This is a genomic window from Filobacillus milosensis, from assembly GCF_004402015.1.
Lineage (GTDB): Bacteria > Bacillota > Bacilli > Bacillales > Alkalibacillaceae > Filobacillus > Filobacillus milosensis.
Map to the genome: position 1 here is coordinate 96,753 of NZ_SOPW01000009.1, position 21,367 is coordinate 118,119.

Genomic DNA, 21,367 nt, shown 5'->3' on the forward strand with positions numbered 1-21,367 from the left:
CGAAGAGCAGGACGCTCAAGTGTCGACGTTGGCCACAAAAGCTACTTGCTTTATTTCTTTGCGTTATTTTGCGCCGAGTAATCGCAGGCGCAGGACGTGGCCGACCTTAGTCGACCAGGAGTCGCCACCTTCGCTCATCACCATACAACAACTTAGTGCTAACTCTACAATTATCAATATTAATTATAATAAATATCAACCTTAAAGGAGGTTTTGAGGATGTACAATGCAGGACAATACGATGTAATTGTTATTGGTGCTGGCCACGCTGGTGTAGAAGCAGGGCTCGCAGCCGCTAAACGAGGCGCAAAAACATTAATGCTAACATTAAACTTAGATCTAATCGCATTTATGCCTTGTAATCCATCAGTCGGTGGCCCAGCTAAAGGCGTCGTTGTTCGTGAAGTTGACGCTTTAGGTGGTCAAATGGGTAAAGTCATTGATAAAACGCATATTCAAATGCGATTACTCAATACAAGTAAAGGACCAGCTGTTCGTGCATTAAGAGCACAAGCAGACAAAGTCCTTTATCAGCAAGAAATGAAGAAGGTTATCGAAAATCAAGAAAACCTGACACTACGTCAAGGAATGGTAGATGAAATCCTAATTGAAGATGGTGTCGTAAAAGGTGTTTTAACAGAAACTAAAGCAGCTTATTATGCACCAACTGTTATTGTTACAACGGGCACGTTTATGCGTGGAAAAGTATTAATTGGTGATATTGAATATGAAAGTGGACCAAACAACCAGCGAGCGACAGTTAAACTTTCAGAACAGCTTGAAGAACTAGGTTTTGATATTGTTCGTTTCAAAACTGGTACACCACCACGTGTGAACAGTCATACGATTGACTATTCAAAAACAGAAATTCAGCCAGGTGATGAAGAACCTCGAGCGTTCTCTTATGAGACGACGGAATTTATTACGGATCAGATTCCTTGCTGGTTAACGTATACAGGTGAATTCACACACCAGATTATTGATGAAAATTTATCAAGATCTGCGATGTATTCTGGTGCAGAACGTGGAACAGGACCAAGATATTGCCCTTCAATTGAAGATAAAATTGTTCGCTTTAATGATAAACCACGTCACCAGATATTCTTAGAGCCAGAAGGTCGTAATACAGAAGAAGTATATGTTCAAGGACTTTCAACTTCATTACCAGAAGATATACAGAAAAAGTTATTAGAGACAATTCCTGGATTAGAAAAATCTGAAATAATGCGTGCAGGTTACGCTATTGAATATGATGCTGTAGTACCAACTCAACTATGGCCGACGCTTGAAACGAAGAAAATTGACGGGTTATTCACAGCCGGTCAAATTAATGGAACATCTGGTTATGAAGAAGCAGCGGGTCAAGGAATTATGGCAGGAATCAATGCTGCTGCAAAAGCTCTTGATCAAGAAACACTGATTTTAGATCGTTCGGAAGCTTATATCGGTGTTATGATTGATGATCTTGTAACCAAAGGAACCAACGAACCTTACCGTCTATTAACATCTCGTGCTGAACACAGACTACTACTGCGTCACGACAACGCAGACCTTCGTTTAACGGATATTGGCTATAAAATGGGATTAATCCCTCAAGAACGTTATGATCGTTTTACGAAGAAGAAAGAGTTAATTGACTCAGAAGTAGATCGTCTAAAATCAATAATTATTAAACCAACAAAAGACGTTCAACAGTTAATAGAAGAGTTAGGTGGATCACCACTTAAAGATGGCGTGAAAGCATCAGACTTATTACGCCGCCCTGAAGTTAAATATAGTCACATTAAACAAATTGTTCCGCATGATGAGAATTTACCTTCTGATGTTGAGGAACAAGTTGAGATTATAGTGAAGTATGAAGGGTATATTAAAAAATCACTTCAACAAGTTGAAAAGATGCGTAAAATGGAAAACAAGTATATTCCAGATGGTATCGACTATGACGATATTCAAGGTATTGCAACAGAAGCTAAGGAAAAACTAAAGAAAGTTCGTCCTTTATCTGTCGGGCAGGCTTCAAGAATATCAGGTGTAAATCCATCAGATATCTCAATTCTTCTTGTGTATATCGAACAAGGTGTTAGATCGCAAGCATCAAATGAATAGAGGTTGCTTATGAAAGAAACAGTATTCATTGAACAATTAAAAGAACGGGGAATAGAATTAACAGACAAACAGCTTCAACAGTTTCAAACGTATTTTGAAGTTTTGGTGGAGTGGAACGAAAAAATGAACTTAACAGCTATAACGGACCGGGAAGATGTTTATTTAAAACATTTTTTCGATTCGGTATCAGCTGCTTTTTACTATGACTTTAATCAGGTTGAAAGTATATGTGATGTAGGAGCAGGAGCAGGTTTTCCATCGATTCCATTAAAAATTATTTACCCGCATCTAAATGTTACAATCGTCGATTCATTAAAAAAACGTGTTACTTTCTTAAACCATTTAGCAGATCAACTGCAGCTGAATGGTGTTGCTTTTTATCACGATCGAGCAGAAACATTCGCTAAGAATAAAAAGTTTCGAGAAACATTTGACGTTGTAATGGCTAGAGCCGTTGCACGTACGTCAGTGTTAAGTGAATTATGTTTGCCTTTAGTTAAAATGGGTGGGCAATTCATTATGATGAAAGCAGCTAATTTCTCTGAAGAAAAAAAGGTGGGTGAACTTGCTGTTAAAACATTAGGTGGCGAGTGGAATGCTGTTCATCAATTCCGTCTTCCAATTGAAGATAGTGAACGAAACATTGTGGTTGTTGATAAAAAGCGAAAAACAACTAAAAAATATCCTAGAAAACCAGGGACTCCAAATAAAGATCCAATCGAATAAATTGTCGGATTATAAGTTATTTTGACGTAAAGTTAACTCTAGCAATCTATAAATTTTACTTCTACCAATCTATAGTTTATGGTAAAATATAAACAGTGATTAAACATTTATTCAAATTAATTTAGTCTTCAAAATGTAATGTTTCACGTGAAACATTACATTTTTTACATAAGAAAAGTTGCGTTTTCATGCAGCGTAAAACAGAAGTTTATTACATATAAATTACGTTCATTGCACTTTTCTATTTAGATTCATTGAATTTTGAAGGTGGGTGCCTAGATGAGTTCGTTAAGTAAGTTATTCGGTAAAAACGAGCAAAAAAATGAATCAAACGAAAGTCAATATTCAAATGAAGTTGTTGAACTTCAAGTTGAAAAGATTCAACCTAATCAATACCAACCTCGTACTATTTTTGACGACTCAAAAATTGAAGAACTAGCTCAAACGATTCGTACGCATGGAATTATTCAACCGATAGTCGTTCGTAAGTTAGAAGATGGTTCTGGCTATGAATTGATAGCTGGTGAAAGAAGATGGCGAGCCGTTCAGATGTTAGAGTGGGAGACTATTCCTTCAATTGTTAAGGAAATGACGGACACTCAAACTGCATCAGTTGCACTTATAGAGAATTTGCAGCGTGAAGAATTAACGGTAATTGAAGAAGCGATTGCTTACGATCAGTTATTACAAATTCACGGATTAACCCAAGAAGCCCTTGCTCAAAGGTTAGGTAAGAGTCAGTCAACAATTGCTAATAAACTAAGACTACTCAAACTTCCGAGTGTTGTGCAACAAGCTATTCTTAATAAACAAATCACGGAGAGACATGCTCGCGCACTTATTTCATTAAAAGATCCCGAAAAGCAAGAACAAGTTCTTTCATTAATTATTGAAAAACAATTGAATGTTAAACAGACGGAAGAACAAATCGAACAAATATTAAATCCAGATGAAGATAAAAAGAAGAAGAAAAAGCCACAAATCAAAGGCGTTAACAAAGATGTTCGAATTGCATTAAATACCATCCGACAGTCGTTAAGTATGGTACAAGATACGGGTATGAATATTGAGTCTGAAGAAAAAGATTCAGATGATTTTTATGAAATCACGATAAAAATTGCAAAAAAGTAACACTTAATCATGATCATTCCCCATCTTTTTGAAAGATGGGTCTTTTTTTCTATTATATTCATCTAACAATTGCTGTCATAACATGATAGAATATTAGTATTGAAAACTTTAAGATTGGGCAGGTGACATTATGGGGAAAGTCATTGCCATTGCAAATCAAAAAGGTGGCGTTGGTAAGACGACTACAGCTGTTAACCTAAGTGCTTGTTTAGCTCACGAAGGTAATAAAGTCTTACTCATCGATATAGACCCACAAGGAAATGCAACTAGTGGCATTGGAATAAATAAAGGTGATATGTCTTCTTGCATATACGATGTATTAATTGAAGAAGAAGATCCGAAACAAGTGTGTGTAGCATCTAATGTACCAAATTTGGACGCTATACCAGCAACTATTCAATTAGCAGGTTCTGAAATCGAACTTGTACCAACAATTTCAAGGGAGCTTCGATTACGCAAAGCACTTGAAAATATCCGAGATGACTACGACTATATTATGATTGACTGTCCACCGTCATTAGGTCTGTTAACTTTAAATGCATTAACTGCTGCTGATAGTGTCATTATCCCGGTACAATGTGAGTATTACGCTTTAGAAGGTTTAAGCCAACTGTTAAACACAGTAAGGTTAGTTCAAAAGCGACTCAATCAAGATCTAACTATTGAAGGCGTACTTTTAACGATGCTTGATGCTCGTACAAATTTAGGTATTCAAGTCATTGAAGAAGTGAAAAAATACTTCCAAGATAAAGTGTTTAATTCAATTGTTCCGAGAAATATCCGTTTAGGTGAAGCGCCAAGTCATGGAGAACCAATCATTACATATGATCCTAAATCAAAAGGCGCTGAAGTTTATAGCGATTTAGCGAAGGAAGTGATGGCAAATGGCCAGAGGGTTGGGTAAAGGTTTAGAAGAGTTATTTGGAGTAGAAGAAGAAAGTGTTCAAGAAATTCAGATTGATCAAATTCGTCCTAATCCTTACCAACCTAGAAAAAACTTTGAGGCGGATGCAATTGAAGAGTTAAAAGATTCAATTATGCAATACGGCATTTTACAGCCTATTATTGTACGGAAAGCCATAAAAGGTTTTGAAATTGTTGTAGGTGAAAGAAGGTACCGTGCTTCTAAAGAAGGTGGTTTAAAAACCATTCCTGCAGTTGTTCGTGAATTAACTGATGAGCAAATGATGGAATTAGCCTTACTAGAAAACCTTCAAAGAGAAGATTTAAGTCCAATGGAAGAAGCAGAGGCTTATGAGCGACTCATTCACGAATTAAACATTAAGCAAGATGAGTTAGCTAAACGATTAGGTAAAAGTCGTCCACATATCGCAAACATGATGCGTCTTTTATCCCTTCCTGAAAAAATTCGTGCTCTTATTAATAGTAAAGAACTATCGATGGGGCATGGTCGTGCATTATTAGCACTAAAAGAAGAAGATGAAATGATCTTAGTAGCTGATAAAATACGTAAAGAACATTTGAATGTTCGCCAAGTAGAAAAGTTGATCATTCAGCTAAACGAAAAGAAGAAAAAGAAGAAGAAAACAACTAAAAAAGATGTATTTCTTTCATCTAAAGAAGCAGAGTTACGAGACTTTTTTGGTACGAGTGTTAGCATTCAACAAGGAAAGAAAAAAGGTAAAATTGAAATTGAATATTATGACCAAGATGATTTTAACCGAATCCTTGAGTTGTTAACTCATAATTAATAAGTAATCATTATTAAACTCGCCAAAATGGCGGGTTTTCTTTATACGTTATAAAAATGTTTCACGTGAAACATTTTGCATAGAGGTGAAAGACTATGGAATTAATTGGAGCAATAGTAAATGGAATTTGTATTATGTTAGGTACAGCGTGCGGCTTGTTGTTCACTAGAATTCCTGAAAGAATCAAAGAAACCATTATGAATGGAATAGGTCTAACTGTAATTATCATTGGATTGACTATGGGATTTGCCTCAGACCGAATAATAGTAATCATTTTAAGTTTAGTATCAGGGGCAATCATTGGTGAAGGAATTGATCTGGACGAGAAATTGAATCGTTTAGGTTCACACATTGAAATTAAATTTAAGAAACCAGGGCAAAATTCTAAGATTGCTGAAGGTTTTGTGACTGCATCACTTATTTTTGTAATAGGTGCTATGGCAGTAGTAGGGGCGTTGGATAGTGGATTAAGAGGAGACCATGAGGTTTTATTTACAAAATCACTCATTGATGGTTTTGTTGCCCTTGTATTAACTACCACGATGGGATTTGGTGTTGTTTTTTCGGCTATTCCAGTTGTGTTGTATGAAGGTGGAATCACGTTATTCGCCACGCAAATCAATCAATGGGTTCCTGATGATCTATTGGATTTATTTATAGATGACATGACAGCAACAGGGGGATTGCTCATTCTTGCAATCGGTCTGAATCTGTTGAAAATTACACAGATTAGAGTAGCTAATTTATTACCTAGTTTATTTACAGTTGGTTTTGTGCTTTATATATATCTACAAGTTCAATCATGGTTAGGCTAAGAGTCTGGGACATAACAAATATGTTCAACATTCAAGGCGAACAATATGCTACTTTAGCGGAGGAAATATACGTAGACTCCTGCGGGAGGAAAGGCCTAGGTGAGACCCCACAGTGCTTAGCACGAGGAGGCTCACCAGCCGCCCGCGGAAAGCGAAGTATAATTCCGTAGCGGAATAGTTCGCGATTTTCTTTGATAAAATTACTTTTGTCTCAGCCTCTTTTTTTCTTAATGATTTGCTTTAAAGCTGCTCGTTGGATTAGTTTTAAAAAATGTTTTCGGCTTGTTGAGCTTTATATCTGTATAAGATAAACCCTGAGCAATTTGCTGTGCCATTTTGAGGACAACAGATAGTCTAGTGTTTTGTAGTATACTAAACTCCATAAATCCACTTATATTGATATAGCCTTTAATATATATATCTCCAATTGGCTTTAATTCTTTCTTTTTTAATGCTGCACCAGGTGTTAATGACCCTAGTCCAATATCGACTGATTTTACCTTAGGCATCGATGAAAGAGCTGCATCAATTGCAATTACAAATGGGTTGTCATTAGATCTATAAATAGTATCTATTGTTTCTTTTAAGTTTTTAGCATGCACAGGCTCATCAACTGTCCCAAAAACTTGAATGGAGCGAATCGGTTTTTTATTTAAAAAATATCCTACAAGAGGACCTAGACTATCTCCAGTAGAACGATCAGTCCCAATACACAAAACAATTATAGGACGATCTTGTGGAAGGTGGAAATTAATATATTGATACAAATGGTGACTAAACATAGGATGGTCTGTATGTAGATTCATAGAAGGTTGGTTGAGATTAATAGATGTCATACTCATTACCCCTTGTACATATTTTTACTAGTATATGGAGTATTTCGCTTAGATATACATAAGGGGATGAATTGATGTTAAATGGAATGCGATGGATTGGTTTAATTGTTGCTACTATGATTGGAGCTGGGTATGCTTCTGGTAGGGAGATATGGGAGTTTTTTGGCCATGAGAGTGGACTAGCTATAGTGTTGTTTGCTGTCATGTTTACATTGAGTTGCTTCGTTATACTAAAACTAAGCTATGAATTGAAGACAGAAAATTATCTACCTGTTCTTCAATCAATAGTAGGGAAGAAGTTTGCCAACGTTTATGATTGGGGTATTTTGTTATACTTGTTCACGATGTTATTTGTAATGATTTCTGGTAGTGGAGCAACAGTCCAGATGTTTGAACTTCCTTATTATATAGGTGTAATTCTGATTATTGTATTGCTATTAGTCGTTATACCATATGGAATGGACGGTATATTATCAATTAATCGTTTTTTGTTGCCTTTATTGATAGTTGGTCTTTCGGTCGTATTATTTACATTCGTAATCAAAGAACAAGTGCCAATAATATATCATTATTTGGAACAGTCTAATTGGGCATCTTCAATTCCTTTTACGTCATTAAATGTAGTACCATTAATAGCTGTGATAGGAGCAGTAGGGAAGGAAATTAAAAGCGAGAAAGAGATTTATGTAGCTAGTATAGGGAGCGGAATAATTCTAGGCGTGATTTCTTATCTTTACAATATTAGTTTGATTCATGTTTCAGACCAATTATTCTTCTATGAAATTCCTCTGTTTGCAATATTAAATGGTTATCCAGTTCAAATGTTTTTCTTGATGTCATTATTATTATGGTTTGCCATCTATACAACAGCAATAACTAGCTTATTTGGTCTGATTGCAAGAGTAAAAGACTTTTTTAAATTTAATAAAGCAATGGTAGGAATTATATTAATTATAGCTGCACTGCCATTCACTTTAGTTGGCTTCTCGAATTTAATAAGCTATCTGTATCCTTTGTATGGTCTCATCAATTTGTATGTTTTAGCCATGATCTTGTTATTTCCTATCATAAAACGAGCCAACCATACTAAAATTTGATAAAATAATAATGGACTAGTTGATGGAAAGAGAGGATTGATTACTATGGTAGAGAAAAATTTTGATCTAAATGATGTTGTAGAAATGAAGAAACCTCACCCATGTGGAACTAATGAATGGAAAATCATACGTATGGGTATGGATGTAAGAATTAAATGTCAAGGGTGTAACCATAGCGTCCTCGTACCAAGAAAGAAATTTGAAAAAAAACTAAAAAAAGTTTTGAAAAAATCTGAGGAATAAAATGTTTCACGTGAAACATTTTTAAATTAAATAATCATTTTTGAACAAACAAGGGTATTAATACCTTTGTTTTTTTATTTTTCGCTATAGCTTGTGTTTTTAGCGCCAAATATCTATAATTGTTATGGACTAATCTTGATTTAGTTGGGTACGGAATTGAAGGAGTGTATAAATATATGTCATTAACTGCAGGGATTGTAGGTTTACCAAACGTAGGAAAATCTACATTATTTAACGCCATCACACAGGCTGGAGCTTTATCTGCAAATTATCCATTTGCGACCATTGATCCAAATGTGGGGATTGTAGAGGTTCCGGATCAACGTTTACACACGTTAACTGAGATGGTTGACCCTAAGAAAACAGTTCCAACTTCTTTTGAGTTTACGGATATCGCTGGAATTGTAGAAGGGGCAAGCAAAGGAGAAGGATTAGGAAACCAATTCTTATCACACATCAGACAGGTAGATGCGATTTGTCATGTTGTTCGTTGTTTCGAAGATGAGAACATTACACATGTTTCTGGTAAAGTAGACCCTATTTCAGATATTGAGACAATTAATCTTGAGCTCATTTTGGCAGACCTAGAGACCATTATGAAACGCTATGACAAAGTAGCGAAATTAGCCAAACAGAAAGTAAAAGATGCTGTTTTCGAATTTGAAATTTTAGAGAAGCTAAAAGAAGCATTTGAAAACGAACAACCGGCACGTGCTTTAGAGTTTACAAAAGAGCAAGAAAAGTATGTTAAGCAGTTACATCTATTAACAATTAAGCCAATTCTTTATGTAGCCAATGTTGGCGAAGATGAGTTATTAGATGTAGAAGATAACGAAAGTGTTAAGCGCGTAAGAGAATTTGCGGCAAATGAAGGAGCAGAAGTCATTGTCGTATGTGCTAAAGTTGAATCTGAGATTGCTGAGTTAGAAGGCGAAGAGAAAGAAGAGTTTTTACAAGAACTTGGGATTGAGGAGTCAGGATTAGACCAGTTAATTAAAGCCTCATATAATATGCTTGGCCTTGCAACGTATTTCACAGCTGGTGAGCAAGAGGTTCGCGCATGGACGTTTAAAAAAGGTATGACAGCACCTCAAGCAGCGGGAATCATTCACACTGATTTTGAACGTGGATTTATCCGTGCTGAGACGGTTTCTTATGACGAATTAGTTGAGGCTGGATCGATGGCAAAGGCAAGAGATAATGGAAAAGTTCGATTAGAAGGTAAAGAGTATATCGTAAAAGATGGAGATGTCATTCATTTCCGATTTAATGTTTAATTAATCAGGGATAATTTATAGTTGTTAGTTTAGTTTATCAGTGATATAATACTTTATTGTGAGTAATTAGATTTACTCCTTGCTCTACAAAAAATGTGGGGCCGCAAAGTCCAAGAGGAGGTGAAGACGGATGAATAAATACGAAATCATGTATATCATCCGCCCAGATGTCGAGGAAGAAGCACGCAAAGCTGAAGTTGAGCGTCTTCATAAAGTGTTAACTGATAATGGCGCGGAGATTACGAATGTTGACGAAATGGGACAACGTCGTCTTGCATATGAAATTAACGACTATCGTGATGGTTACTATGTAGTTGTTAACTTTGATAGCGAGACTGTAGCGGTTGATGAATTTAGCCGTGCTGCGAAGTTCTCTGACGATGTACTTCGTCATATGGCTATTCGCGAAGACGATCAATAAGGAGTGTTTGGTGTGTTAAACCGAGTCGTATTAGTTGGAAGATTAACGAAAGACCCTGATTTACGCTATACTCCAAATGGTGTAGCAGTTGCGAACTTTACAGTAGCTGTCAATCGACCTTTTTCTAACCAGCAAGGAAACCGTGAAGCTGATTTCATTAACTGTGTGATATGGAGACGCCAAGCGGAAAACCTAGCAAATTATATGAGTAAAGGTAGTATGATTGGTGTAGATGGTCGTATTCAAACTCGAAATTTCGAGGGGCAAGATGGTAAACGCGTTTTCATGACCGAAGTGGTTGCAGAAAGCGTACAATTCCTTGAATCAAAAGGGTCATCTCAGGGTGGACAAAATGCTCAACGCAGCATGGATTCAAACACATCAAACAATCAAGGACCAAATAACCAAAATCAAGGCGGATTCCAACAGTCGCAAGATGAAAAGAATCCATTCGAAGATAGTGGTGAACCGGTCGACTTATCTGATGACGATTTACCATTCTAATTAAGCATTCTAATCAAAGGAGGGTTATCACATGGCACGTCGTGGACGTAAACGTAGAAAGGTGTGTTTTTTCAAATCGAACGGAATTACACACATCGATTACAAAGACGTTGATCTACTAAGACGTTTCGTTTCTGAGCGTGGTAAAATTTTACCTCGTCGTGTAACTGGAACATCTGCTAAATATCAACGTAAACTAACTAAAGCAATCAAACGCGCTAGACAAATGGCTTTACTACCATATGTTACTGGCGAATAATAGAGAAGAGGGGGCGCTTTTAATAAGCGCCCCTTCATTTTTTTAATCAATAATTCCTATGTCTTTAATTGTGACCTTAACGTTAGGAATAATCTCCAAATTTTTATAATCTTTTTCCCAGTTCATTTGTTTCCACTCATTATAATGATAAGCTTGAGCTTTTCTGCCTAAACTTAGAATGTCAGAATTAGCTTCTTGTAGTTTCTTGATAATACTCGTTGCTTCTTTTGTTAATTCTTCTTCGAGGGTTTTAGTTAATTCTTTTATGTTTTTAATTTCTTTAAGTTGATTAGGAGGATATTCTAAAATTCTGACGGAAAAGTTTAAATCAATAGTTATTTTGTTTTGGTCTAGTTGATACTTAATATCTTTTTTGTTTTTTAAGACGTCAATGGTTACATAATTATATACATCATAATCTTTTTTCTTCGGTATTTGCCTAGTGATTCGAGATTGTTTTCCTTTATGACCATCCATTAAAGTTAAAAGAACAGCATCTTCATGTCTAATGACTTCTCCAGTGAAATTTTTATCATGAAACAAAGCGAGGCCACTGAATCTAACACTGTTATTTTCATCACTTTTAGATAGGTAAGGAAGAACGAAGTCTTCACCAGGTTCAAATAGTTCTGCGCAAATCATTTGTAAGTTTTCTCCAGAATACAAAGTAGTGTTTGTTGCGGCATTAATTATCCCTACTAAATATTTACTCTGGTTGGCTTCGTTTGCTGGTTGCGTATTAATAACCTCCGTGGCACTTCCTTCAGTAATCGCAATCATTGCATTTAGATTGTTGTAAGCATTCCGATAAAAAACATCAAGTATAGGATATATATCTTTCTTTGCCAATTCTTCACCAAGGAGAATTACTTGGAGCTTAGAAGGGTCAATAGAATTTGAAACCATTATATCAAGGTGGTTACGTACGTCTAATGGAGTATTAGCCTCTGTAGTTACTGTTTGAAGTTTTTCAGTTTCCGAATGGATGCCGCCACCTTGAACTGTTGGGATTAAAACTGTACTTTCTATATTCTCATTCTTTCCCTGATCAAAAGAAACACCTACTATGATTTTTGCATTTTTAAAGGGCCTTTCATCCCAACAACCTGTTAGCATAGAAAGTATAATAATAAAAGTGAGTAATTTAACTATTATTTTCTTCATGATGAATGACCTTCTTTATGTCTCTTTTTCAACAAAAGCATAACTAAATACAAAAGGATGGGTAACGCAATTGAAAATATATAACCGGAATTTGAAACATATTTAGCGTAGGTTTGAATGGTAATAAGTTTTGAATCAATTACTATAACTAAAAGAAAAATGAGAGTAGCATTAACCCACACAAACTTAGTTCTTTTCTTACTTTTAAATAATTGCATAGTCCCGAGACTAGCCAGATATAGAAATGTACTAAAGGAAGTTGCAACTGACATAATCCATATAGTCAGGAATAATAAATCAATTCTTGAAACAACAGCGAATTCAAATGACTTTAACAAATAGAGCACTGGTTGAGGTACCACTTTAATTTCTTCTGTACTAAAAAAAGTAAAAGAGATAAACACAACAAATAAGTAAAAGAAACCGACAAACCAAATGGCACCTGACATGGTTTTTAATTTTTGTTTAGCCGTACCTTTTACGACAGGTAATACAAATAAAATAACAACAAACCCCAATAACGCAAGAACGGATTGATTAACTCCTTTTAAAATTGGCATAATTCCCTCTTTTGCAATTGGGAAGAGGTAATATATTTTTAATTCCGGAATGGCATTAAGTAAAAGAACAAATAAAATAATAAAGAACGTTGAAAGAAAGGTGTAAATCCTTCCTATAACGGTAATATGACTTGAGGAAAGGTATACACAACTCAATAGTAGGAACAACATATTAACCCAATATGGAGTATGGGGTAAGACCCATAGATTAATTAGGTTACTAAAAAGGATTAGAATTAATGATCCAACAAAAACAAAATACAAAACATATAAGAAGTTAATAGACTGACCGATCCATTTTCCATATATAATCATTTGCATATCGTATAAATTCAACGTAGGAAAACGGTTATACATTAACCAAAATATCAATATGATAATTTGTATTAGAAATATACTGATAATTAGTGATATCCATCCATTTTGTTTGCTTACTTGGTGTAAGTCATAAGGTAAAGAAATTACTCCAATACCAATTTGAGTCTGAATAATAATAAAGAAAAATTGATTTAATGATAGGAGGTTATTTTTCATTATCATCCCACTCTCGAGAACGCTCAACTATAACTGATTTTTGAGCATTAACATCTTTTGGTCTTGTATTGAGTTTATATATCGGTAAGCGTAAAAAAGTATCTTTTAAATCCTTTACAAATAAAGGGGATACTGGTGCAAAATAAGGTGCCCCTAATGATTCTAATCTAGATAAGTGTATAAGCAGTACTAAAAAGCCAATAGCAATTCCAACGAATCCAAAGGTTCCAGCCAATAATATAAGAGGAAAAGTTAAAATTCTGAGTGTATTACTCATTTCATTAGAAGGAACCACAAACGAAGCAATAGCTGTTAAAGCAATAATGACGACCATTAAGTTAGAAACTAGACCTGCTTTAACAACTGCATCACCAATAACTAAACCACCAACAATACCGATTGTCTGACCAATAGGTGCGTAACCTTATACCGGCTTCTCGTATGAGTTCAATGACAATTACCATCATTAAGGCCTCAATAATGGGCGGGTAAGGAATCTCATTAATAGATGCTTTAACAGGAATAATTAAATCATGAGGTATAACTTCAAAGTGAAACCCTATAATAGCTATATATACGGACGGTAAGCCAATAGCAATTAAAAAACTTGTTAGACGAACTAATCTTAAAAATGTACCTGAAATCCAACGACTGTTATAATCGTCTGGTGATTGGTAAAAAGCAAAAAATGACACAGGTGCTATTAAACAAGAAGGACTACCTTCTGAAAAAATAGCAATTCTCCCTTCTAAAATATTAGCAATCGTTCGATCTGGCCGTTCAGTTGATAATATTTGAGGGAAAGGAGACATCGGTGTATCCTCAACAAATTCTTCAATATAACCTGGGCTGATAATCATATCACTATCAATTGTTTCTATGCGTCTTTCTATTTCTTTTACATTATCATCGGAAGCAATCCCTTTTAAATAGACAACAGCAATCTTGTTATTTGTTTGTGAGCCTTTAGAGTAATACTTAACAACTAAGTTATAGTTTTCAATTCTCTTTCGAATTAAATTAATATTAGTAGAGATATCTTCAATAAACCCGTCATGAGACCCTCGTATAACGAGCTCATTCATCGGCTCTTGTACATTACGCAATTTAGTATTTAACACATTAAAAGACAAACCATAATTTTTATTGTTTTGTAGAATGACTGCATGGCCTTTAAGTAAAAACTTCCCTATATCATCTATTAGAGTTAGTTGATTTCCATAATCTAAGTTGCTGTAGTTTGAAACTTCTTTATGATAAAGAGGTTGAAATATGTTTTGTTGAATTTTTTCAGATAATACAAGTGACTCAATATAGACTAAACATGCCTCTCCATTATCTAATACTCTAATTTTTAGATCATCCGCATTGTTGAGGAGTTCTTTAACTAATTCAATATTTTTCGTTAAGGAACTGGAGATCTTTATAGATTCTTGTTTTGGTTGTTGTTTTTCATTAAAACTCTTAAGTATTTTCTTGAAGAGCACACTTCTCACACCCATATTAATTTATAATGATTAGTATGAGTGTATTTACCATTTTTTATTAGGGCGACCAATTAAAATTATTCTTTTACACATAGGTATAAACATTGGTAAAATAAGATGAATATATGTATGAGTTGTGAGGTTATTAAATGAAGCAAAGTATATTAAAAGATGGAGTAATGTTTGGTGCAATATACATCGTCATGTTATTTGCATCATACTTCATACCTTTATTAGGCATTGTTCTAACATTTGTATTACCCATCCCATTTGTTATCTTTTCTTATAGATATGGGTTGAAAGCATCGCTGATTATGTTTTCATTTACATTGATTATTAGTTCAGTCTTTGTAGCAGCTATATCCGTGCCAATGGCGTTGTTTATGGGCTTGGGTGGTCTTGCAATCGGTTTAGGATTATATAATCAAAGGAGAGCTTATGAGACACTGGCATTAGGTACAGTAGGTTTTTCAGTTGGGTTAGCTTTAGTTTATGTGTTAACTCAATTTTTCTTCCAAGTGAATTGGATGGAAGAGTTCAGATTAGCAATTGATGAAACTTTAAGTACCTATTCAACAATGGTCAATCAGTTCAGCGAGGTTAGTGAAGAAAACCTTGAAGCTATTAGAGAACAGATGAAAATGATGGTTTATAAATTACCATCATTTATCGTCATGTTTGGGTTGTTTTATGCATGGGTGACACAATGGATTAGTCATAAGCTTATAAATAAATTCGAGCAAAGGTCATTTGCTTTTCCAAAATTTAAAGAATTTAACTTACCATTATCAATCATTTGGTATTATTTTTTAGGCTTAGTTTTAGTATTAATTTTTCCTAGCCCAGACGATTCGTTATTTTTAGTAGCAGAAAATTTATATACATTATCTGGGTTATTATTATCACTTCAAGGCTTAGCATTTTTGTTCTGGGTAGTACATTTTAAGAAATGGCCAAGAGCGATACCAATTATTGTGATTATTTTATTAGTCATTCAACCTTTATTGTTACTTTATCCTTTACGAATATTAGGTATAATTGACTTAGGCTTTCAACTAAGAGATCGGTTAATGAAAAAGTGATAGGTAAGAAACGATCCTTTGGGAGATGAAAATGAATGAATGATTTAAAAGAATTAACGGAAAACAAAAGCATTTGGTTACTTTATGGTTTAGCCGGATTGCTCACAATTATTGTTATTTATTATCAGTGGGTAGTTGGTTCTGTCTTAACAGTAATCTTAGCTATCTTAATATTTCTCACCTATCGAACAGAATCGAGAAATAAACAAAAAACAGAGAATTATATTTCTACATTATCTTATCGAGTAAAGAAAGTAGGGGAAGAGGCATTACTAGAAATGCCCTTTGGAATTTTATTAATTAATGAAGATTATCAAATTGAATGGGCCAATCCATATATGAATCAGTTCATGGATGGTGATACGACACTAATTGGGGAACCATTAAATTTGTTATCAGAAGAACTAACTGCAGGAATGAAAGATGAAGAAGATGAGAAATGGATTAGTTTAGGGGAACGAAGATTTCAATCAATTATTAAAACAGAAGAGCGATTGATTTATCTGTTTGATCGAACAGACCAAATTCTTTTGGAAAATCGTTATGATAATGAACGCACCATTTTGGGGGTAATTTTTCTAGATAACTATGAAGAATTAACTCAAGCCATGGATGACACCTCAAAAAGCCATATTAATTCAGAGGTTACTTCAATTTTAAATAATTGGTCTAATGATTATGGCATTTATTTAAAACGTACATCTCAAGAGCGATTTTTAGCAGTGATGAATAAAGAGATTTTGACTCAATTAGAAAAAAGTAAATTTGAAATTTTAGATGAAGTAAGGGAATTAATTTCTGACCAAAATGTACCACTAACTTTGAGTATCGGTATTGGTCGAGGTTCATCGGATTTACCAGAGCTTGGCGATTTAGCACAATCAAGTTTAGACCTTGCACTTGGCCGTGGTGGAGACCAAGTCGCTATAAAAGATGAAACCGGTCGTGTTAAGTTTTATGGTGGTAAAACGAACCCGATGGAGAAACGTACCAGAGTAAGAGCACGAGTCATCTCACATGCTTTACGAGAGTTAGTCCGTGAGAGTGAAAAGGTATTAATTATGGGGCACGTCACACCGGATATGGACTCAATTGGTTCTTCCATAGGTATATTAAAATTAGCACAACAAAATGGTAAAAAAGGTTATGTCGTATTTGATCCTGACGGAGTTAATACTGGGGTTCAACGTTTAATGGATAAAATTGAAGAACATGAAACGTTAAATGATTTGTTTATTACACCAGAAGACTCCATGGATATGGTGACTAAAGATACCTTAATTGTTGTTGTAGATACCCATAAACCATCTATGGTGATGGAAGAACGCCTATTAAATAAAACGGAGCACGTGGTTGTCATCGACCACCACCGTAGAGGTGAAGAATTTATAGAAGAACCTACTTTAGTATATATGGAGCCTTATGCTTCATCGACAGCTGAGCTGGTTACAGAACTTCTTGAATATCAGGATGGTCCATTGAGATTAGATGTATTAGAAGCGACATCATTATTAGCAGGTATAACAGTAGATACGAAGTCATTTACATTAAGAACAGGATCACGTACGTTTGATGCAGCTTCTTATCTTCGTTCAAAAGGTGCTGATACAGTATTAGTTCAAAACCTATTGAAAGAAGATATAGATGTTTATGTCAGACGAAGCGAGTTAGTTAAAAATGCAACCGTGTATAGAGAAGGCGTCGCAATTTCTAAAGGGTTAGATAATGAAAATTATGGCGCGATTATCATCGCTCAAGCTGCTGACACCTTATTAACAATGAGTAATGTCAAAGCTTCATTTGTCATTGCCAAACGTAAGGATGGTAAAATAGGCGTTAGTGCTAGATCACTAGGTGATATTAATGTTCAAATTATTATGGAAAAAATGAATGGTGGCGGTCACTTAACAAATGCTGCCACACAATTAGAAGATACAACTTTAGAACAAGTTGAAGAACAATTACGAGACATCATCGAAGAATATTTTGAAGGAGGCGACGATTCATGAAGGTAATTTTTACGAAAGATGTTAAAGGAAAAGGTAAAAAAGGGGAAGTTAAAAACGTCTCTGAAGGGTATGCACGCAACTATTTATTAAAAAATAATCTAGCGGTGGAAGCAACTAAAGGTAACCTTAAGCAATTAGAAGGTGAAGAGAAGAAAGCTAAAGAGAAAGAAAATGAAATTTTAAATGATGCTAAGATTCTTAAAGATCGTTTAGAAGATTTAACCGTTGAACTTCGGGCAAAGTCTGGTGACGGTGGTCGTTTATTCGGTTCAATTACGAGTAAGCATATAGCTGACGAGTTAAAGAAAAAGCATGACATTAAAATTGATAAACGTAAGATCGAGCTAGATGATCCAATAAGAACATTAGGATTTACAAACGTACCGGTAAAAGTACATCCTAATGTAACAGCCACAGTACGAGTTCATGTACAGGAGAAATAGTGGCTCCGCGTTAAAGGGGGAACTGATGTGTCAGATATAGTAGCACATGATCGAACACCACCACATAATATAGAAGCTGAACAAGCCGTATTAGGGGCAATCTTTTTACAACCGAATGCGATTGTAACAGCAAGTGAAATATTAATGCCTGAAGACTTCTACCGTGTGAGTCATCAGCGCATTTTCGAAGTGATGATTCGTTTAACTGATCAAGGGGAACCAATTGATTTAGTTACTGTGACAAATGAGTTAAAAGAGATGGAAGTCTTAGAAGAGGTCGGTGGCGTGTCATATTTAACGGATATAGCTGAATCGGTACCGACTGCAGCGAATATTGAATATTACGCTAAAATTGTTGACGAGAAGTCAGTATTACGCCAAATCATTCAAACCGCAACAGGTATTGTCACTAAGTCATTTGAAGAAAATGATGATTTACCGACATTAATTGATTATGCTGAAAAGTCTATATTAGATGTTTCTCAACAAAAAGCATCAGGCAAATTTAAAAATATAAAAGATGTATTAATTAATGTGTATGATGATATTGAACAATTACACCATCAAAGTGAAGAGGTCACAGGTGTTCCAACTGGTTTTAAGGATTTAGATCACATCACATCAGGTTTTCAGAAGAATGATCTCATTATTATTGCTGCTCGACCATCTGTGGGTAAAACAGCCTTTGCTCTTAATATCGCACAAAACGTTGCGATTCACGCTCAAGAGAATTGTGCTATCTTCAGTTTGGAGATGGGTGCAGAACAGCTGGTTATGCGTATGTTATGTGCAGAAGGAAACATTGACGCTCAACGCCTCAGAACGGGTAGTTTACAAGAAGAGGATTGGGGTAAGCTTACCATGGCCATGGGTAGTTTATCTGATGCCGGCATTTATATAGATGATACTCCCGGTGTAAAAGTAAGTGAGATCAGATCTAAATGTCGTCGCTTAAAACAAGAGTCCGGCCTAGGCATGGTGTTAATTGATTATCTACAATTAATCCAAGGAAGCGGATTAAGTAGAGAAAACAGACAACAAGAGGTATCTGAAATCTCAAGACAGTTGAAAGCACTCGCCCGTGAGCTTGAAGTACCTGTTATTGCTTTATCTCAGTTATCACGTGGTGTTGAACAACGACAGGACAAGCGCCCAATCATGTCTGACATTCGTGAATCAGGAAGTATTGAGCAGGATGCGGATATTATAGGTTTCTTATATCGTGATGATTATTACGAAGGTGATGAATCTGAAAAAGAGAACATCATTGAGATCATTATTGCTAAACAGCGTAACGGTCCAATTGGAACTGTGGAGCTAGCCTTTGTAAAAGAGTATAATAAGTTCGTTGATTTGGATCGTAAATATAGTGATGCGGACATTCCACCTGCTTAAGGTCACTCCTCACAAAGTGTGAGGAGTTTTTAGTGTAGAATCATTATAAAAATCGTACAAAATAAATAGTTATATAGATAATGTTCGTTTTTATATTGAATAACATCAGATTTACTGATAAAATTACGATGTAATTAAGTTATTTCTTAATGTTTAGGAGGTCCTATCATGACAACAGCTGTAATAGTAGGGACACAATGGGGCGATGAAGGTAAAGGTAAAATCACAGACTTTTTAGCTCAACAAGCTAGTGTAATTGCAAGATATCAAGGTGGAGATAATGCAGGTCATACCATTAAGTTTAAAAATAAAACATATAAGTTACATCTCATCCCGTCTGGCATTTTTAATGCGGACAAAGTGTGTATATTAGGAAATGGCATGGTCATTAACCCAAATAAGCTATTGGAAGAGATGGATTATGTCAAAGGTAATGGCATGTCTTTAGCACAACTTAAAATAAGTAATCGTGCGCATGTGATTATGCCTTATCATATAGAATTAGATCATCTTCAAGAAGAATCTAAAGGTAAAGATAAACAAATAGGTACAACTAAAAAGGGAATCGGACCAGCTTATTCAGATAAAATTAATCGATTGGGTATTCGAATGACTGATTTATTGGACCAAGAGGTTCTTAAAGAAAAAATTGAACAACAAGTTCAAGATAAAAACATCTGGTTTGAAAAAGTCTATGGAGTTGAGAAGGTTAATGTTGAGAAAGTATATGATCAATATATAGAGTTAGGACAACAATTAAAACCATACATCACGGACACTTCACAATTATTAGACAAACAAATTGATCAAAATGAACACATTTTATTTGAAGGCGCTCAAGGCGTCATGCTGGATATAGACCAAGGTACTTACCCTTATGTGACTTCATCTAATACTTCAGCAGCAGGAGTTGCCTCAGGTAGTGGAATAGGTCCTAATAGAATAGAGAAAGTTGTAGGGGTTTGTAAAGCATATACAACTCGTGTGGGTGATGGACCTTTCCCGACAGAGCTACATGATGAAATCGGCGAGCAAATAAGAGATGTGGGTAACGAATACGGAACAACTACTGGAAGAGCAAGACGTGTGGGCTGGTTTGATACTGTAGTTGTTCGCCATTCTAAACGAGTAAGTGGAATGACGGATTTATCACTCAATTGTTTGGATGTTTTGAGCGGATTAGATCAATTAAAAGTGTGCGTGGGTTACGACTATAACGGTGAACAAATCGACACATATCCAGCCAGTCAACAGATTCTAAAAGAATGTCAGCCGATATATGAAACTATGCCAGGTTGGACAGAAGATATAAGTCATGTGAGAAGTTTTGAAGAACTTCCTCAAAATGCGCAAAATTACGTTAAACGGATTGAAGAATTGGTTGGAGTGACTATTTCTATATTCTCTGTTGGACCAGATCGAGAACAAACCGTTATTCTACAAAATATTTACTAGTAGATTAAATCCCCTATATTACAAGAATTAGGGGATTTTTCTACCTAAAAAAACAGCCCACCATACAAACTTCGACAAATACAAAAATATTTTTTAAAATTAGCTTGTCAA

22 protein-coding genes are annotated in these 21,367 nt (G+C 35.2%); 17 read left to right on the top strand and 5 right to left on the bottom strand.

Translation table 11 applies throughout. The annotated features are described in order from the left end of the window. Positions 1-219 precede the first annotated feature (219 nt). The 6 genes from mnmG to E3U55_RS09805 all read left to right on the top strand — a co-directional run bounded on the left by mnmG (position 220) and on the right by E3U55_RS09805 (position 6,490). Complete coding sequence (gene mnmG / locus E3U55_RS09780; RefSeq protein WP_134340248.1) at positions 220-2,106, top strand: tRNA uridine-5-carboxymethylaminomethyl(34) synthesis enzyme MnmG; 1,887 nt, start codon at positions 220-222, stop codon at positions 2,104-2,106. A gap of 9 nt (positions 2,107-2,115) precedes the next feature. Beyond that, complete coding sequence (gene rsmG, locus E3U55_RS09785) at positions 2,116-2,832, top strand: 16S rRNA (guanine(527)-N(7))-methyltransferase RsmG (RefSeq protein WP_134340249.1); 717 nt, start codon at positions 2,116-2,118, stop codon at positions 2,830-2,832. Between the two features lie 279 nt (positions 2,833-3,111). Next, complete coding sequence (gene noc, locus E3U55_RS09790; RefSeq protein WP_134340250.1) at positions 3,112-3,963, top strand: nucleoid occlusion protein; 852 nt, start codon at positions 3,112-3,114, stop codon at positions 3,961-3,963. Positions 3,964-4,093: 130 nt separating this feature from the next. Continuing rightward, positions 4,094-4,867: a ParA family protein gene (locus tag E3U55_RS09795; protein ID WP_134340251.1), complete on the top strand. Its 774-nt coding sequence runs from the start codon at positions 4,094-4,096 to the stop codon at positions 4,865-4,867. After that, complete coding sequence (locus E3U55_RS09800; protein ID WP_134340252.1) at positions 4,848-5,675, top strand: ParB/RepB/Spo0J family partition protein; 828 nt, start codon at positions 4,848-4,850, stop codon at positions 5,673-5,675. Before E3U55_RS09795 ends, E3U55_RS09800 begins: the two co-directional genes overlap by 20 nt. 95 nt (positions 5,676-5,770) lie before the next feature. Next, positions 5,771-6,490, top strand: a complete 720-nt coding sequence (locus E3U55_RS09805) for a DUF554 domain-containing protein (RefSeq protein ID WP_134340253.1) — start codon at positions 5,771-5,773, stop codon at positions 6,488-6,490. 227 nt (positions 6,491-6,717) lie between these two features. Here E3U55_RS09805 and yyaC read toward each other — a convergent pair whose 3' ends face one another. Then, entirely contained in the window at positions 6,718-7,326 is a 609-nt protein-coding gene (gene yyaC / locus E3U55_RS09810; protein WP_194840867.1) for a spore protease YyaC, read from the bottom strand. Between the two features lie 74 nt (positions 7,327-7,400). On the opposite strand from yyaC, the gene E3U55_RS09815 reads away from it, so the two are divergent. From E3U55_RS09815 to rpsR, 6 genes are all read left to right on the top strand, one after another. Next, positions 7,401-8,423, top strand: coding sequence for a YkvI family membrane protein (locus E3U55_RS09815; RefSeq protein ID WP_134340255.1), 1,023 nt, complete (start codon positions 7,401-7,403; stop codon positions 8,421-8,423). Positions 8,424-8,468: 45 nt separating this feature from the next. Then, the gene (locus E3U55_RS09820; protein WP_134340256.1) at positions 8,469-8,666 is read left to right on the top strand and encodes a DUF951 domain-containing protein; all 198 of its coding nucleotides are present in this window, start codon (positions 8,469-8,471) and stop codon (positions 8,664-8,666) included. A gap of 176 nt (positions 8,667-8,842) precedes the next feature. Continuing rightward, on the top strand, positions 8,843-9,943 hold the full coding sequence (gene ychF / locus E3U55_RS09825; RefSeq protein ID WP_134340257.1) for a redox-regulated ATPase YchF: 1,101 nt from the start codon (positions 8,843-8,845) through the stop codon (positions 9,941-9,943). A 130-nt stretch (positions 9,944-10,073) separates the two neighbouring features. Continuing rightward, positions 10,074-10,364, top strand: a complete 291-nt coding sequence (rpsF, locus tag E3U55_RS09830; protein WP_134340258.1) for a 30S ribosomal protein S6 — start codon at positions 10,074-10,076, stop codon at positions 10,362-10,364. A 12-nt stretch (positions 10,365-10,376) separates the two neighbouring features. Then, the gene (ssb, locus tag E3U55_RS09835) at positions 10,377-10,868 is read left to right on the top strand and encodes a single-stranded DNA-binding protein (RefSeq protein ID WP_134340259.1); all 492 of its coding nucleotides are present in this window, start codon (positions 10,377-10,379) and stop codon (positions 10,866-10,868) included. A 31-nt stretch (positions 10,869-10,899) separates the two neighbouring features. Then, on the top strand, positions 10,900-11,127 hold the full coding sequence (rpsR, locus tag E3U55_RS09840; RefSeq protein WP_134340260.1) for a 30S ribosomal protein S18: 228 nt from the start codon (positions 10,900-10,902) through the stop codon (positions 11,125-11,127). 42 nt (positions 11,128-11,169) lie between these two features. Here the strand turns inward: rpsR and E3U55_RS09845 are convergent, their stop codons facing one another. Genes E3U55_RS09845 through E3U55_RS09860 form a run of 4 tightly spaced genes read right to left on the bottom strand, consistent with a single transcriptional unit; the run spans position 11,170 to position 14,872 of the window. Next, positions 11,170-12,291: a Ger(x)C family spore germination protein gene (locus E3U55_RS09845; protein ID WP_134340261.1), complete on the bottom strand. Its 1,122-nt coding sequence runs from the start codon at positions 12,289-12,291 to the stop codon at positions 11,170-11,172. Then, positions 12,288-13,385, bottom strand: a complete 1,098-nt coding sequence (locus E3U55_RS09850) for a GerAB/ArcD/ProY family transporter (protein ID WP_194840869.1) — start codon at positions 13,383-13,385, stop codon at positions 12,288-12,290. The genes E3U55_RS09845 and E3U55_RS09850 overlap by 4 nt, the downstream gene beginning before the upstream one ends. Further along, entirely contained in the window at positions 13,375-13,797 is a 423-nt protein-coding gene (locus tag E3U55_RS17825) for a spore germination protein (RefSeq protein WP_134340263.1), read from the bottom strand. The genes E3U55_RS09850 and E3U55_RS17825 overlap by 11 nt, the downstream gene beginning before the upstream one ends. Further along, the gene (locus E3U55_RS09860; RefSeq protein ID WP_194840870.1) at positions 13,754-14,872 is read right to left on the bottom strand and encodes a spore germination protein; all 1,119 of its coding nucleotides are present in this window, start codon (positions 14,870-14,872) and stop codon (positions 13,754-13,756) included. Before E3U55_RS09860 ends, E3U55_RS17825 begins: the two co-directional genes overlap by 44 nt. Positions 14,873-15,021: 149 nt before the next feature. Here E3U55_RS09860 and E3U55_RS09865 point away from each other — a divergent pair, with 149 nt between their 5' ends. The 5 genes from E3U55_RS09865 (at position 15,022) to E3U55_RS09885 (ending at position 21,256) form a co-directional block, all read left to right on the top strand. Further along, positions 15,022-15,954 (top strand): YybS family protein, encoded by a 933-nt coding sequence (locus E3U55_RS09865; RefSeq protein WP_134340265.1) that lies wholly within the window; start codon positions 15,022-15,024, stop codon positions 15,952-15,954. A gap of 35 nt (positions 15,955-15,989) precedes the next feature. After that, a complete protein-coding gene (locus E3U55_RS09870) occupies positions 15,990-17,963 on the top strand; it encodes a DHH family phosphoesterase (protein ID WP_134340266.1) in 1,974 nt (657 codons plus the stop codon). After that, a complete protein-coding gene (gene rplI / locus E3U55_RS09875; RefSeq protein WP_134340267.1) occupies positions 17,960-18,406 on the top strand; it encodes a 50S ribosomal protein L9 in 447 nt (148 codons plus the stop codon). The genes E3U55_RS09870 and rplI overlap by 4 nt, the downstream gene beginning before the upstream one ends. A 27-nt stretch (positions 18,407-18,433) precedes the next feature. Further along, positions 18,434-19,801, top strand: a complete 1,368-nt coding sequence (gene dnaB / locus E3U55_RS09880; protein WP_134340268.1) for a replicative DNA helicase — start codon at positions 18,434-18,436, stop codon at positions 19,799-19,801. 168 nt (positions 19,802-19,969) lie between these two features. Further along, positions 19,970-21,256 carry an adenylosuccinate synthase gene (locus tag E3U55_RS09885; RefSeq protein ID WP_134340269.1) on the top strand — a complete coding sequence of 429 codons (1,287 nt, stop codon included), beginning with the start codon at positions 19,970-19,972 and terminating at the stop codon, positions 21,254-21,256. Positions 21,257-21,367: the final 111 nt, after the last annotated feature.

What these genes read in the sequence shown, in the direction of transcription:
- E3U55_RS09800 (WP_134340252.1), top strand. Translation starts at nt 4,848, where the DNA reads ATGGCCAGAGGGTTGGGTAAAGGTTTAGAAGAGTTATTTGGAGTAGAA.
- rpsF (WP_134340258.1), top strand. Translation starts at nt 10,074, where the DNA reads ATGAATAAATACGAAATCATGTATATCATCCGCCCAGATGTCGAGGAA.
- E3U55_RS09870 (WP_134340266.1), top strand. Translation starts at nt 15,990, where the DNA reads ATGAATGATTTAAAAGAATTAACGGAAAACAAAAGCATTTGGTTACTT.
- rpsR (WP_134340260.1), top strand. Translation starts at nt 10,900, where the DNA reads ATGGCACGTCGTGGACGTAAACGTAGAAAGGTGTGTTTTTTCAAATCG.
- rplI (WP_134340267.1), top strand. Translation starts at nt 17,960, where the DNA reads ATGAAGGTAATTTTTACGAAAGATGTTAAAGGAAAAGGTAAAAAAGGG.
- ychF (WP_134340257.1), top strand. Translation starts at nt 8,843, where the DNA reads ATGTCATTAACTGCAGGGATTGTAGGTTTACCAAACGTAGGAAAATCT.
- E3U55_RS09865 (WP_134340265.1), top strand. Translation starts at nt 15,022, where the DNA reads ATGAAGCAAAGTATATTAAAAGATGGAGTAATGTTTGGTGCAATATAC.
- E3U55_RS09815 (WP_134340255.1), top strand. Translation starts at nt 7,401, where the DNA reads ATGTTAAATGGAATGCGATGGATTGGTTTAATTGTTGCTACTATGATT.
- E3U55_RS09850 (WP_194840869.1), bottom strand. Translation starts at nt 13,385, where the DNA reads ATGAAAAATAACCTCCTATCATTAAATCAATTTTTCTTTATTATTATT.
- mnmG (WP_134340248.1), top strand. Translation starts at nt 220, where the DNA reads ATGTACAATGCAGGACAATACGATGTAATTGTTATTGGTGCTGGCCAC.
- E3U55_RS09820 (WP_134340256.1), top strand. Translation starts at nt 8,469, where the DNA reads ATGGTAGAGAAAAATTTTGATCTAAATGATGTTGTAGAAATGAAGAAA.
- rsmG (WP_134340249.1), top strand. Translation starts at nt 2,116, where the DNA reads ATGAAAGAAACAGTATTCATTGAACAATTAAAAGAACGGGGAATAGAA.
- E3U55_RS09795 (WP_134340251.1), top strand. Translation starts at nt 4,094, where the DNA reads ATGGGGAAAGTCATTGCCATTGCAAATCAAAAAGGTGGCGTTGGTAAG.
- noc (WP_134340250.1), top strand. Translation starts at nt 3,112, where the DNA reads ATGAGTTCGTTAAGTAAGTTATTCGGTAAAAACGAGCAAAAAAATGAA.
- E3U55_RS09845 (WP_134340261.1), bottom strand. Translation starts at nt 12,291, where the DNA reads ATGAAGAAAATAATAGTTAAATTACTCACTTTTATTATTATACTTTCT.
- yyaC (WP_194840867.1), bottom strand. Translation starts at nt 7,326, where the DNA reads ATGACATCTATTAATCTCAACCAACCTTCTATGAATCTACATACAGAC.
- E3U55_RS09885 (WP_134340269.1), top strand. Translation starts at nt 19,970, where the DNA reads ATGACAACAGCTGTAATAGTAGGGACACAATGGGGCGATGAAGGTAAA.
- E3U55_RS09805 (WP_134340253.1), top strand. Translation starts at nt 5,771, where the DNA reads ATGGAATTAATTGGAGCAATAGTAAATGGAATTTGTATTATGTTAGGT.